The following is a 12,996-nucleotide window of genomic DNA, read 5'->3' as shown; positions in this document are numbered from 1 at the left end:
AGATGGCATGCGCACGTCGACGTAGGGCGCGCTTCTCACCATGGTGATAGGCGGAGGACAGCGTCTGCTGCTCAGACTCAGTGAGAGGTGCAACGTAGCGCCTTGCCATGGTTCCGTCCGTGTCAGTTATCCCACATACATTATGCACGAAAACTTTCGGTTAGGCACTTACCATGGCGCCCGAGGAGCGGAAGAAGAAGGAGTTCAAGCTGTTCCTCTTCATCGCCATTCTGCTGTTTCCCATCCTGGCGATAGCCGTTGTTGGTGGCTTCGGCTTCTCGGTATGGATCTACCAGACCTTCACGGGCCCGCCCGGGCCGCCGAGCTGAGGGTCGCATGCACAAGGCGAACAATCCCAATACACGTCGCCAGTTCTTTCGCTCCCTCGGCGGTCATGGCCCGCTCCAGCGGCCACCCTGGACTGACCATGACTTCACCGAACGCTGCGTGCGCTGTGCGGCCTGTATCGAGACCTGCCCTGAGGGTGTGCTGTTCCATGGCGGCGGCGGCTATCCCGAGATCCGCTTCGACCAAGCGGGCTGCTCGCTATGCCGTGCCTGCGTCGAGGCCTGCGATGCAGACGTGTTCGACACCCAGCGCCCCGCCTTTCCCTGGCGCGCGCGTATCGAGAGCCACTGCCTGGCGCTGGCCGACATTCACTGCCAGAGCTGCCAGGACGCCTGCGAGTGGCAGGCCATCGTCTTTTCCCCCCAGTTGGGGCGCCCGCCCAAGCCGCGGCTGAACGGCGAAGCCTGTACCGGCTGCGGTGCCTGCCAGGCCCCGTGCCCCAACCACGCCATCACAATGACAAGCGAGGAGATGGCCCATGCCGAATGAAACCCTCCACATCGCCAGTCTGCTGGTACATGTCCGGCCCGAGCACGCCCGGGAAGTGGCGCGATGGCTGGCTGCCCAGCCCGAGAGCGAGGTCAGCGCCGAGGATCCCAGCGGCAAGCTGGTGGTGGTAGTGGAGAGTTTGCGCGAGGCGCGGATTCTCGAGCTGATCGATGCGATCCAGGTGCGGCCAGGCGTGCTGGGAGCGGCGCTGGTGTATCACCAGGTACTCGATCCCGCGTCTGCCGACGAACCCGCTGATCCCGTCTCATCCCAAGCCGCTGCAGAAGGAATGCCGACATGAAGATGACGCGTCGTGAATTCGCCAAGGCCAACGCAGTGGCCGTGGCGGCGGCCACTGCCGGTATGGCCATTCCGGCCGGCGCCACCAACCTCATCACCAACGCCGACTTGACGCGGCTGAACTGGAACAAGGCGCCCTGTCGCTTCTGTGGGGTGGGCTGCAGCGTCATGGTAGCCACCCAGAGCAACCGTATCGTGGCCACACACGGTGACATTCATTCGGAGGTCAACCGCGGGCTCAACTGCGTCAAGGGCTACTTCCTGTCCAAGATTCTCTACGGTCAGGACCGCCTGCAGCAGCCGCTGCTGCGCAAGCGCAACGGCGTTTACGACAAGCGCGGCGACTTCGAGCCGGTCTCCTGGGACGAAGCCCTCGACCTGATGGCCGACAAGTTCAAGAGTGCCATTCGCGAGCACGGACCCGAGAGCGTGGCGATGTTCGGCTCCGGCCAGTGGACCATCTGGGAAGGCTATGCCGCCAGCAAGCTGTTCAAGGCCGGGCTGCGCTCCAACAACATCGACCCCAATGCGCGGCACTGCATGGCCTCGGCGGTGTTCGCCTTCATGCGCGCTTTCGGCTCCGACGAGCCCATGGGCGTCTACGACGACATCGAGCACGCCAACGCCTTCGTGCTGTGGGGCTCCAACATGGCGGAGATGCACCCGATCTTGTGGACCCGGGTCACCGACCGGCGGCTTTCCTACCCCGATACCCAGGTGGCGGTGCTCTCCACCTTTCAGCACCGCAGTTTCGATCTGGCCGACATCCCCATGGTGATGAAGCCCAACGCCGACGTGGTGATCCTCAACTACATCGCCAACCACATCATCCAGACCGACCGCGTCGACCGCGATTTCGTCGAGAATCACACCAACTTCGTGCGTGCCGTAGATGACATCGGCTACGGCCTGCGCGACGAGCATCCGCTGCAGCAGGCGGCCGCCAACGCCGATAACCCCAACCGCTGGACGGAGATGAGCTTCGACGAATTCGCCGACCACGTTGCCGACTTCACCCTGGAACGGGCGGCACGGGAATCCGGGGTATCCGAGAGCCGCCTGGAGCGGCTGGCCGAGCTCTACGCCGACCCCAACATCAAGGTCATGTCGTTCTGGACCATGGGGGTCAACCAGCACACCCGCGGCGTGTGGGTGAACAACCTCATCTACAACCTGCACCTGCTCACCGGCAAGATCTCCGAACCCGGCAACAGCCCCTTCTCGCTGACCGGCCAGCCCTCTGCCTGCGGCACCGCCCGCGAGGTGGGCACCTTCGCCCATCGCCTGCCGGCGGACCGGGTGGTCACCAACCCCGAGCATCGCCGCGAGGCGGAGCAGATCTGGAAGCTGCCCGAAGGCACTATTCCCGAGCGCGTGGGCTTTCATGCCGTGGAGCAGAGCCGCAAGCTCAAGGACGGCGCGATCAAGGTCTACTGGACCCAGGTCAACAACAACATGCAGGCCGGGCCCAACACCCAGCAGGAGATCCTGCCGGGCTGGCGCAACGAGGAGGCCTTCGTCATCGTCTCCGACATCTACCCCACGGTCTCGGCGCAGGCCGCCGATCTGATCCTGCCGGCCGCCTCCTGGGTCGAGAAGGAGGGCGCCTTCGGCAACTCCGAGCGGCGTACCCAGTTCTTCCATCAGCTGGTCGAGGCGCCCGGGGAGGCGCGCTCCGACCTCTGGCAGCTGGTGGAGCTCGCCAAACGGATCGACGTCGCCGACGTGTGGCCGAGCGAGCTGCTCGACAAGGCGCCCGAGTACCGCGACAAGACGCTGTTCGAGCTGCTCTACGCCAACGGCCAGGTCGACAGCTACCCGCTCTCGGACATGGAGGAGGGCTACGCCAACCAGGAGGCCGAGGCGTTCGGCTTCTATATCCAGAAGGGGCTGTTCGAGGAGTACGCCCGCTTCGGCCGCGGCAAGGGCAAGGATCTCGATGCCTTCGACAACTACCACCAGAACCGCGGCAAGCGCTGGCCGGTGGTGGACGGCCAGGAGACTCTGTGGCGCTATCGCGAAGGCTACGACCCCTACGTGGAAGAGGGCCGGGGCGTGCAGTTCTACGCCAAGCCCGACGACCGTGCGCTGATCTTTGCCGTTCCCGACGAGCCGCCCCCCGAGTCGCCTGACGAGGAGTACCCCTACTGGCTCTCCACCGGGCGGGTGCTCGAACACTGGCACACCGGCTCCATGACCCGCCGCGTGCCGGAGCTGCACCGGGCGGTGCCGGCGGCGCTGCTCTACATGCACCCGGAGGATGCCCGTGAGGAGGGCATGCGGCGCGGCAGCGAGGTGAAGGTGATCAGTCGTCGTGGCGAGGTGCGCCTGCGGGTCGAGACCCGCGGCCGGGTGACCCCGCCGCGTGGCCTGGTCTACGTGCCCTTCTTCGATGCCAACCGGCTGATCAACAACGTGGTGCTGGACGCCACGGACCCGATCTCCAAGCAGACGGACTTCAAGAAGTGCGCGGTTCGTCTCGAACTGGTCAGCCTGGCCTGAGGCCGAGACAGAAGGAGAAATGCGATGAAATGGCTCACTATGCTCAGTCTGTCGCTGGTGCTGGTCGTTGCCGGCCTGGCAATCGCCGAAGAGCGTCGGGACGATTCGGCGCCGGACGGCCTGCGGCCGGGCGGCACCCTCAGCCAATCCCTGCCGGCGCCGCCGATGGCCGGCGAGCCCCGGGACGCCGGGCGCGAAGTGCGCAACTATCCGGAGCAGCCGCCGGTCATTCCCCACGGTATCCGCGATTATCAGATCGATACCCGAGCCAACCGCTGCCTGACCTGCCACAGTCGCGAGCATGCGGTCCAGGCCGGTGCTCCCATGGTCAGCATCAGCCACTTCCGTGACCGCCACCAGCAGGTGCTGGCAGCGGTGTCGCCCGACCGCTACTTCTGCACCCAGTGCCATGTGCCGCAGACCGATGCCAGCCCCATCGTTTCCAATACCTTCCTCAACGTCGATGAGGTGCTGGGAGAAATGCTCCAGCAGCAGCGTGAGGGAGGTGGCCAATGAAGCGCTGGTTGATCACCTATTGGCGTATTCTGATGCGCCCCAGCATGCACTTCAGCCTGGGGTTCCTGACGCTTGGCGGTTTCATCGCCGGGATCTTCTTCTGGGGCGGCTTCAACACCGCGGTGGAGGCGACCAATACCCAGCAGTTCTGCATCTCCTGCCATGAGATGGAGCGCAATCCCTACCGCGAAATGCAGGGCAGGATCCACGACGTCAACCGCTCCGGGGTCGGCGCCCAGTGTGCCGATTGCCACGTGCCCCACGGCTGGACGCACAAGATGGCGCGCAAGATGGAGGCTTCAAAGGAGGTGTGGGGCTGGATCTTCGGCACCATTCGCACCGAGGAGCAGTTCGAGGACAAGCGGCGCGAGCTGGCGGAAAGGGAGTGGGCCAGGCTGGAGGCCAACGACTCGCTGGAGTGCCGCAACTGCCACGACTTCGAGTCCATGGACTTCACCCAGCAGAGCTCCCGGGCTGCACAGGCGCACTCCACCACCCTCGCCGAGGGGGAGGCCACTTGCATCACCTGCCACAAGGGCATTGCCCACGAGCTGCCCGACATGAGCGAGTTCTATCAGCATACCGCCACGGGGCTGCCCGGCATCGAATCCTGGGTCGCTCATCTGAAGCGGGATGTGCCGGTGCCGGGCTACCCGGAAAACTGACCGAGGGTGGGGCTTTAGCGTAACCGAGCCGGGTGCGCTGACGGTCAGCCTCAGCCGGCAGGCAGCAGCCCAAAGTTCTTGATCGCCCAGATCCCTACGCTCAGGGTCACGAAGGCGGACAGGGTGGCGACCATCAGCGTGGCGGCGCTGACGCTGGCCATGCCGTAGCGCTGACCCAGCAGCGGGAAGACGCTGATCATGGGCGCGCAGGCAAACAGCAGCGCACCGGCCAGCAGCATGGGGTCCGCTTCCGGTATCAGAAGGAAGATGCCGAGCACCGCCAGCGGGTGCAGGATCAGCTTGCCCGCCACGATCTGCCCTACGTCGTTCATCATGCCGCGCACCTGGAGGCCGAACAGGGTGCCGCCGATGACGAACAGCACCGCGGGGCCGGAGGCGTTGGCCAGCGCCATCGTGCCCGCCGCTAGCGCCTGCCTGCCCATGCCGGGGATTCATTTCCTCCAGTTGGACGAGCTCGACGCCTGCGACATGCCGCTGTGGCTGGCCTGGCGGTCGGGCAACGACTCCCCCGCGCTGGATAACCTGGTGTCGCTGGCCGGTAGCTGCTTCGGTGGGGAGGAGCAGGGGTAGCCAGTTTTCGGACGGGACCTAGAGTGGCAGCAGCCCATAGTGGGTCAGCAGCCAGATCATCAGGCTGATCGTCACGAAGGAGGCCAGGGTGCTGACCATCAGGCCCGCGGCGCTGATGTCGCCCTGACCATACTGCTTTCCGAACAGCGGGTAGACGCTGATCATCGGCGCGCAGGCGAACAGCAGGGCCCCAGCGATCATCAGCGGGTCGGGGTCGGGCAGCAGCAGGAAGGCGGCCAATAATACCGCCAGGGGGTGGAGCAGCAGCTTGCCCAGCACCACCTGGCTGACGTCCACTGCCATGCCGCGCGCCTTGAGCCCATGCAGCATGCCGCCGATGGTGAACAGCGCCGCGGGACCGGCTGCCTCGGCCAGCATGTCGATGGCCTGGGCCAGTGGGCCGGGCAGGCGCAGGCCGCTCAGCGCCAGGGTGATGCCGATGAGCAGCCCGATCAGCACCGGGTTGCGGGTCAGGCGGGCGAAGGTCTGGCGCACCACCGGGCCCAGGCCGTTGCCGTTCTGGCGGCCCGCCTCGGCCAGGATCAGCGCCAAGGGAATGATGATCAAGGTCTCCACCACCATGTTCAGCGCCATGAAGATGGCCGCCGGCGGGCCGATGGCCATCAGCGCCACGGGGTAGCCGATGAAGCCGCTGTTGGACGCCGACATGCCCAGGGCGTGGATGGCGCCGGCATCCAGGCGCTTGCCGCGCAGCCCCACGGTAAGTGCCAGCCCCATGAAGAAGGCCGCCAGCGACCCCGCCCCGTAGGCCAGCAGGTAGCCGGGGTTCAGCACCTCGGCCAGGGGGTAGTCGGTCAGGGCGCGGATGATCAGCGAGGGCAGCGCCAGGTACATGACGAAGGTGCCCACGCCCTGCAGGTTGTCACGGCTCATCAGGCCAAAGCGGGCGGCAGTGAAGCCGGCGCCGATCAGCAGGAAGATCGGCAGGGTAATGGCCAGTATCTCCAGCACGGTGTTGCCTTCCTTTCCTTGGAGAGTGAAGTGAAGAAGGGGAGAGAGCCTCAGCTGATGGTGGCGCGGATCTCCCGGGCCTTCTGCTGCAGCAGCGGCAGGTACTCCCTCATCAGGACGTCGAGATCCACCCGGGCGGCGTTGGTACTGATGTTGATGGCGCCGAGCAGCTTGCCGTTGGCGTCGAAGGCCGGCACGGCGATGGAGCGCAGCCCGGAGTCGAGTTCCTGATCGGCGATGGCATAGCCCTGCTGGCGCACCTTGAGGATGCACTGCCTGAGCTCGGCCTTGTCGGTGATGGTCTTCTCGGTATGCTGCTTCAGCACCGTCCGCTCGAGCCAGGCGTCGAGCTCCTCGTCCGGCAGCTGGGCCAGCAGCACGCGCCCCATGGAGGTATGGGCCGCCGGCAGGCGAGTGCCCACCGAGAGGGTGATGGCCATCAGCCGGTGGCGCGAGGAGGAGCGGGCCACATAGATCACCTCGTCGCCATCCAGCACCCCCAGCGAGGACGATTCGCCGCAGGCCTCGGTGATATCCTCGAGCACCTGCTGGATCACGCTGCGATAGTCGTTGGCGGAGAGAAAGGCGTAGCCCAGCTGCAGGACTCGGGGGGCCAGCTCGAAGACGCGCTGTTGCTTGCGCACGTAGCCCAGGGCATGCAAGGTCAGCAAGAAGCGCCGGGCGCGGGCGCGGTTCATGCCGGTGCGCGCGGCGACCTCGCTGAGCGTCATGCGCGGGTGCGCCTCGTCGAAGGCCAGGATCACCTCCAGGCCGCTCGCCAGGGCGGTGACGAAATCGCGATCGTCGGGGGTCAGGACCTCATCCTGTGCTGGGGTTGCCATCCTTCGTGTCCTTGGTCGTGTTGCTCGAATCCACGCTCCAATCTAGCATAGTGTTCGAATTGCGAACACTTGTACGACTTTTTGCCTAACCCCCGCTGGCCCCTGCCACTGCCACTGTCACTGCCGGAGATCACCGATGCCCGCCGCCCTGATCCAGCACCCCTTCATGAGCCAGTCGGCCCTGGTCGACTGCAACGCCGAGGCCATGGTCCAGGCCATGCTGGCCTTCGAGCTGGCCCTGGCCGAAGTCCAGGAGGTTCGCGGGATCGTGCCGGCAGGCGCCTGCGGCCAGATGCGTCGACTCCTCGGGGGGCACCGCTTCGATATCGATGCCGTCGCCGCCGGCATCGCCAGCGGCGGCAACGCGGCGATTCCCTTCGTCAAGCAGGGCAGGGCGGTCCTGCCCGCCGAGCTCAAGCGCTACTTCCACCTGGGGGCCACCAGCCAGGACGTGGTCGACTCCGCCCTGATGCTGCTGTTGAAGCCGCGCCTGGCGGCGCTCGATGCCCTGCTGCGGCGCTGCCGTGCCGCCGCCCTGGCGCTGATGCGGGAACATGAGCAGACCGTGATGGTGGGGCGCACCCTGATGCAGCAGGCGCTGCCGATCACCTTCGGGGTCAAGGTGGCGCACTGGGCCATCGGCCTGGAGCAGGCGCGGCGCCGGCTGGTCGGGGTCGAGCTGCCGGTGCAGTTCGGCGGCGCCGTGGGGGTGCACTCTGGCTTGGATTTGGAAGAGCCGGGCCTGGAAGGGCCGGGCCGGGATGATCTGGGGCTCGACGTCATGGATGCCCTGGCCGAGCGGCTGGGCCTGAGTACCCCGGTGCTGCCCTGGCATACCGACCGCCAGCCGGTGCATGCCCTAGGCACGGCGCTGGACGCGGCGGCCGGCGCCGCCGAGAAGCTGGCCCTGGACGTGGCGCTGCTGACCCAGACCGAGGTGGGCGAGGTGGCCGAGCCCTCGGCCCCTGGCATGGGCGAATCCTCCTCCATGCCCCACAAGCGCAACCCGGTGCGCTGCGCGCTGATCCGCAGCGCGGCCCGCCAGGTGCATGGCCACACCACGGTGCTGCTCAACGCCGCCGCCCAGCCCCTGGAGCGGGGCCTCGGCGAGTGGCACGCCGAGTGGGCGCCGCTGGTCGACAGCGCCCTGCTGCTGGAGGGTGCCCTGGAGCAGGCCGCTGTGCTGCTGGAGGGGCTGGAGGTGCATCCCGAGGCGATGCAGCGCAACCTGGCGGCCACCGGCGGCGGCATCATGGCCGAGCCGGTGGCGAAGCTGCTGTCGCCGACCCTGGGGCCGGACGCCGCCAAGCGCATCAGCGCCGAGGCCGCCGAGACGGCGCGCCTGCAGGGGATGGTCTACGCAGCGGCGCTCAATGCTCATCCCGAGGTGCAGGGCCGGCTGGACCCGGACCAGGTGGCCCGTGTCACGGACCCGTCATTATACCTTGGTGGTAGTCGGGCCCAGGTGGCGCGCGCCGCCGAGTGGCTGATGTCGATATAACCAATTGTTAAGCAAAGTGTTTTGATGCCCATGAGGGGAAGGCCTGGCCTTCCCCTCGGCGTTTTCGGGTATCGAGAATTTGACGCTGGCCGACGGCGGGAGTAGTTTGTTCGCATCACAAAACATAGTTCGCTATTCGAACTTTTGCGAGAGTCAACGCCAGGAGGAGATCCCATGGCCGAGTTCCTGAGCCTGCATGACGCGGTGGCGCGCTACGTTGAGGATGGCGCCACCGTTGCCATGGAGGGCTTCACCCACCTGATTCCCTTCGCCGCGGGTCACGAGGTGATTCGCCAGAAGAAGCGCGACCTGACCCTGATCCGCATGACACCGGACCTGGTCTACGACCAGATGATCGGCGCGGGCTGCGCGAAGAAGGTGATCTTCTCCTGGGGGGGCAACCCCGGCGTGGGCTCGCTGCACCGCCTGCGCGACGCGGTCGAGAAGGGCTGGCCGCACAAGGTCGAGATCCTCGAGCACAGCCACGCCGCCATGGCTTGCGCCTTCGAGGCCGGCGCCGCCGGGCTGCCGCTGGCCGTGCTGCGCGGCTACGTGGGCAGTGAGCTGCCCAGCGTCAACGACCAGATCAAGTTCATCGAATGTCCCTTCACCGGTGAGCGCCTGGCCGCGGTGCCCTCGGTGCGCCCGGACGTCTCCGTCGTCCATGCCCAGAAGGCCGACCGCGCCGGCAACGTGCTGGTGGAAGGCATCGTCGGCGTGCAGAAGGAGGCGGTGCTGGCGGCGAAGAAGAGCATCGTCACCGTTGAGGAGATCGTCGACGACCTGCGCACCGAGCCGGGCTACCACCCCAACGCCTGCATCATTCCGGGCTGGGCCATCGACGCCATCGCCGTGGCCGAGAAGGGCTCGCTGCCCTCCTATGCCCACGGCTACTACCCGCGCAACAACGCCTTCTACAAGGAGTGGGATGCCATCGCGCGGGATCGCGATACCTTCACGGCCTGGATCGAAGAGAACGTCATGAACGCAGGGGGGAACGCCTGATGAGCCTCGAATACACTTCCTCGGAGATGATGACCGTCACCGCGGCGCGCGCCCTGGAGAACGGCACCACCTGCTTCGTCGGCATCGGCCTGCCCTCCGAGGCCGCCAACCTGGCGCGCCTGACCCACGCCCCCGATGTGGTGCTGATCTACGAATCCGGCACCCTGCAGACCAAGCCCGACGTGCTGCCGCTCTCCATCGGTGATGGCGAGTTGGCCGAGACGGCGCTCACCACCGTGGCGGTGCCCGAGATGTTCCGCTACTGGCTGCAGGGCGGAAAGATCGACGTGGGCTTTTTGGGCACCGCCCAGATCGACCGCTACTGCAACCTCAATACCACCCTGATCGGCGACTACCGCGAGCCCAAGGTGCGCCTGCCGGGCGGCGGGGGGGCGCCGGAAATCGCCACGAATGCCGGCGAGGTCTTCATCACCCTGAAGCACTCCAAGCGCGCCTTCGTCGACAAGGTTGACTTCGTCACCACCCTGGGTTTCGGCCGCGACGGCAAGGGGCGCGACGGCGTGCCCAACATCGGCAAGGGGCCGACCCGGGTGATCACCGACCTGTGCGTGATGAAGCCGGACCCCGAGACTAAGGAGTTGGTGGTGGTCTCTCTGCACCCGGGTGTTACCGCCGAGCAGGTCCAGGAGGCCACCGGCTGGGAGATCCGCTTCGCCGACCGGCTCGAGACCACCCCGGAGCCCTCGGCCCGCGAGCTCGAGATCCTGCGCGAGCTGAAGGCTCGTACCGAACGCGCCCACTCGGGTCAGTAAGCCGAACAGGAGATCACCATGACCGACGTATTCCTCTGCCATCCGCGGCGCAGTGCCGTGGGCCGCTTCGGCGGCACGCTGGCAAGCGTGCGCCCCGACGACCTCGCCGCCAGCATCTTCAAGGCGGTGCTGGCCGAGGCGCCGGGGCTCGACCCGGCAGCCATCGACGATGTCTTCATGGGCTGTGCCAACCAGGCCGGCGAGGACAACCGCAGTGTGGCGCGTATGTCGCTGCTGCTGGCGGGCCTGCCGGTATCCATCCCCGGCACCACCCTGAATCGCTTGTGCGGCTCCGGCATGGACGCGGTGGGCACCGCCTTCCGCGCCATCAAGGCCGGCGAGATGGAGCTGGCGCTGGCCGGCGGCGTGGAGTCGATGTCCCGGGCGCCCTACGTGATGGGCAAGGCCGACAGTGCCTTCTCCCGGGGCCAGCAGATCGAGGACACCACTATCGGCTGGCGTTTCATCAACCCCAAGATGAAGCAGGCCTACGGCGTCGACTCGATGCCGGAGACCGCCGAGAACGTTGCCGAGCAGTTCAAGATCTCCCGTGAGGACCAGGACGCTTTCGCCCTGCGCTCCCAGCAGAAGGCCGCCGCCGCACAAAAAGCCGGCCGCTTCGCGCTGGAGATCACCGCCATCGAGATTCCGCGCCGCAAGCAGGAACCGCTGCGCTTCGACCAGGACGAGCACCTGCGCGCGACCACACTCGAGAAGCTCGCTGCCCTGCCCGCCCCCTTCCGTGAGGGCGGCAGCGTCACCGCCGGCAACGCCTCCGGAGTCAACGATGGCGCCGCCGCCATGCTGGTGGCCAGTGCCGCCGCGGTGGAGCAGCACGGCCTCACCCCTATGGCGAAGATCCTCGGCATGGCCACCGCCGGCGTCGAGCCGCGCATCATGGGCATCGGCCCGGTGCCCGCGGTGCAGAAGCTGCTCGCGCGTACCGGGGTGTCGCTGGACGAGATCGACGTGATCGAGCTCAACGAGGCCTTCGCCGCCCAGGCGCTGGCCTGTCTGCGCGAGCTGGGGATTGCCGACGACGACCCGCGGGTCAACCCCAACGGCGGCGCCATCGCGCTGGGCCACCCGCTGGGCATGTCCGGCGCCCGCCTGCTGCTGACCGCGGCCCACGAGCTGCAGAAGAGCGGCAAGCGCTACGCTCTGTGTGCCATGTGCGTAGGCGTGGGGCAGGGCATTGCTACCCTGATAGAGCGGGTATAAGCGCGACCAAGCGAGGAGTCTGGGCCGGCCAACCACTGTCGCCGGCCCTTCCCGTTGCACTGCACGGAGAGAGACCATGGCATTTCTGAACATCAACGGGCGCAGCATCGCCTATCGCCTGCTCGGCAGCGAGGCCAACCCCCTGGTGGTGCTGGCGCACCCCCTGGGGATGAGCCAGGCGGTATGGGACGATGTCCTGCCGATGCTGCTGCCGCGCTACCGGGTGCTGACCTGGGACCTGCCCGGTCACGGCGCCAGCCAGGCCTGGGGCGAGCGCCCGATCACCCCGGCCGACCTGGCCGCGGAGGCCCTGGCCCTGGCCGATCTCGCCGGTGCCGAGCGCTTCCACTTCGCCGGCACCTCCATCGGCGGGGTGGTGGGCCAGCAGCTGATCAGCGAGCACACCGAGCGCCTGCTCTCCGCCACCCTGACCAACACCGGGGCGGTGATCGGCAATGCCGAGCTGTGGAACACCCGCGCCGGCCGCATCCGCGTGGAGGGCCTGGCGGCGATGTCCGAGGAGATCGTGCCGCGCTGGTTCGCCCCGGCCTGTTTCGAGGCGGAGCCGGCCCTCAAGGCGGGCTGGTGCACTCAGATGGGCCGCGGCGACGATGACTCCTACGCCAGGCTCTGCGAGATGCTGGGCAGCCACGCCTTTACCGGCAAGCTCAGTGGCAAGCCGGTGAAGGTACAGCTGCTGGGCGGCAGCGAGGACCTGGCTACCCCGCCTTCGACCCTCGAGGCCCTGGCCGCGGAGCTCGACGGCGCGCCTCTCGAGATCCTCGAGGGCGTGGGCCACGTGCCCTCCGTGGAGGTGCCTGGCCTCTTCGCCGAGACGCTGCTGGCGGTGATGGCGGTGGATCTGGGTGATGTGGGTGCCAACGGCGTGGATTACGCTACGGGCCTTGAGACCCGCAAGCAGGTGCTGGGCGAGGCCCACGTGGCGCGCTCTACCGAGAACGCCACTAGTCTGGACGCCCCCTTCCAGCAGATGATCACCCGTCTGGCCTGGGGCGAGCTGTGGAGCAACGACGACCTGACCCGTCGCGAGCGCAGCATGATCACCACCGGCATCCTGGCCGCGCTGGGCCGCGAGGAGCTGACGCTGCACCTCAAGACGGCAAAGCGTATCGGCCTGACCGAGGCGGAGCTGCGCCAGGTGCTGATGCACGTGGCCATCTACGGCGGCGTGCCGGCGGCCAACCACGCCTTCGCCCTGGCCAAGGAGCTGGGCTGGGGTGATGCCCGCTAAGTGACGGTCGCGCCCCGCT

General features: G+C 67.2%; 15 protein-coding genes and 1 pseudogene. 12 read left to right on the top strand and 4 right to left on the bottom strand.

Annotation, left to right across the window (positions count from 1 at the left end):
- A pseudogene (locus DER72_RS14320) lies at nucleotides 1-109 on the bottom strand (IS630 family transposase); the annotation flags it as partial.
- 64 nt (nucleotides 110-173) lie between these two features.
- On the opposite strand from DER72_RS14320, the gene DER72_RS14315 reads away from it, so the two are divergent.
- The 6 genes from DER72_RS14315 to DER72_RS14290 are packed head-to-tail and all read left to right on the top strand — an operon-like array spanning nucleotide 174 to nucleotide 4,820.
- Nucleotides 174-329, top strand: a complete 156-nt coding sequence (locus tag DER72_RS14315; protein WP_110070653.1) for a periplasmic nitrate reductase, NapE protein — start codon at nucleotides 174-176, stop codon at nucleotides 327-329.
- 7 nt (nucleotides 330-336) lie between these two features.
- Nucleotides 337-837 (top strand): ferredoxin-type protein NapF, encoded by a 501-nt coding sequence (gene napF, locus DER72_RS14310; RefSeq protein WP_110070652.1) that lies wholly within the window; start codon nucleotides 337-339, stop codon nucleotides 835-837.
- Nucleotides 827-1,138: a chaperone NapD gene (locus DER72_RS14305; protein ID WP_110070651.1), complete on the top strand. Its 312-nt coding sequence runs from the start codon at nucleotides 827-829 to the stop codon at nucleotides 1,136-1,138. The genes napF and DER72_RS14305 overlap by 11 nt, the downstream gene beginning before the upstream one ends.
- Nucleotides 1,135-3,639 (top strand): nitrate reductase catalytic subunit NapA, encoded by a 2,505-nt coding sequence (gene napA / locus DER72_RS14300; RefSeq protein WP_110070650.1) that lies wholly within the window; start codon nucleotides 1,135-1,137, stop codon nucleotides 3,637-3,639. The genes DER72_RS14305 and napA overlap by 4 nt, the downstream gene beginning before the upstream one ends.
- 24 nt (nucleotides 3,640-3,663) lie before the next feature.
- Nucleotides 3,664-4,155, top strand: coding sequence for a nitrate reductase cytochrome c-type subunit (locus DER72_RS14295; RefSeq protein WP_110070649.1), 492 nt, complete (start codon nucleotides 3,664-3,666; stop codon nucleotides 4,153-4,155).
- Entirely contained in the window at nucleotides 4,152-4,820 is a 669-nt protein-coding gene (locus DER72_RS14290) for a NapC/NirT family cytochrome c (RefSeq protein ID WP_103969775.1), read from the top strand. The genes DER72_RS14295 and DER72_RS14290 overlap by 4 nt, the downstream gene beginning before the upstream one ends.
- A gap of 50 nt (nucleotides 4,821-4,870) precedes the next feature.
- Here the strand turns inward: DER72_RS14290 and DER72_RS14285 are convergent, their stop codons facing one another.
- Complete coding sequence (locus tag DER72_RS14285; RefSeq protein WP_375153278.1) at nucleotides 4,871-5,233, bottom strand: AEC family transporter; 363 nt, start codon at nucleotides 5,231-5,233, stop codon at nucleotides 4,871-4,873.
- On the opposite strand from DER72_RS14285, the gene DER72_RS14280 reads away from it, so the two are divergent.
- Nucleotides 5,190-5,411: a hypothetical protein gene (locus tag DER72_RS14280; protein WP_146209068.1), complete on the top strand. Its 222-nt coding sequence runs from the start codon at nucleotides 5,190-5,192 to the stop codon at nucleotides 5,409-5,411. The two genes, DER72_RS14285 and DER72_RS14280, sit on opposite strands and share 44 nt — an antisense overlap.
- A gap of 18 nt (nucleotides 5,412-5,429) precedes the next feature.
- Here DER72_RS14280 and DER72_RS14275 read toward each other — a convergent pair whose 3' ends face one another.
- Nucleotides 5,430-6,383 (bottom strand): AEC family transporter, encoded by a 954-nt coding sequence (locus DER72_RS14275; RefSeq protein WP_110070647.1) that lies wholly within the window; start codon nucleotides 6,381-6,383, stop codon nucleotides 5,430-5,432.
- Nucleotides 6,384-6,433: 50 nt separating this feature from the next.
- The gene (locus tag DER72_RS14270; protein ID WP_110070646.1) at nucleotides 6,434-7,225 is read right to left on the bottom strand and encodes an IclR family transcriptional regulator C-terminal domain-containing protein; all 792 of its coding nucleotides are present in this window, start codon (nucleotides 7,223-7,225) and stop codon (nucleotides 6,434-6,436) included.
- 136 nt (nucleotides 7,226-7,361) lie between these two features.
- Between DER72_RS14270 and DER72_RS14265 the strand changes: the two genes are divergently transcribed.
- From DER72_RS14265 to DER72_RS14245, 5 genes are all read left to right on the top strand, one after another.
- A complete protein-coding gene (locus tag DER72_RS14265) occupies nucleotides 7,362-8,726 on the top strand; it encodes an adenylosuccinate lyase family protein (protein WP_110070645.1) in 1,365 nt (454 codons plus the stop codon).
- 174 nt (nucleotides 8,727-8,900) lie between these two features.
- On the top strand, nucleotides 8,901-9,731 hold the full coding sequence (locus tag DER72_RS14260; RefSeq protein WP_110070644.1) for a CoA transferase subunit A: 831 nt from the start codon (nucleotides 8,901-8,903) through the stop codon (nucleotides 9,729-9,731).
- Complete coding sequence (locus DER72_RS14255; RefSeq protein ID WP_110070643.1) at nucleotides 9,731-10,504, top strand: CoA-transferase subunit beta; 774 nt, start codon at nucleotides 9,731-9,733, stop codon at nucleotides 10,502-10,504. Before DER72_RS14260 ends, DER72_RS14255 begins: the two co-directional genes overlap by 1 nt.
- Before the next feature lie 18 nt (nucleotides 10,505-10,522).
- Nucleotides 10,523-11,725, top strand: a complete 1,203-nt coding sequence (gene pcaF / locus DER72_RS14250; RefSeq protein ID WP_110070642.1) for a 3-oxoadipyl-CoA thiolase — start codon at nucleotides 10,523-10,525, stop codon at nucleotides 11,723-11,725.
- A 76-nt stretch (nucleotides 11,726-11,801) separates the two neighbouring features.
- Nucleotides 11,802-12,977 carry an alpha/beta fold hydrolase gene (locus tag DER72_RS14245; protein WP_110070641.1) on the top strand — a complete coding sequence of 392 codons (1,176 nt, stop codon included), beginning with the start codon at nucleotides 11,802-11,804 and terminating at the stop codon, nucleotides 12,975-12,977.
- Nucleotides 12,978-12,996: the final 19 nt, after the last annotated feature.

The sequence above is a fragment of the Halomonas sp. A11-A genome (assembly GCF_003182195.1).
GTDB lineage: Bacteria > Pseudomonadota > Gammaproteobacteria > Pseudomonadales > Halomonadaceae > Halomonas > Halomonas alkalicola.
The sequence above is the reverse complement of the archived record's forward strand: the minus strand, read 5'-3'. Positions and strand labels throughout refer to the sequence as shown.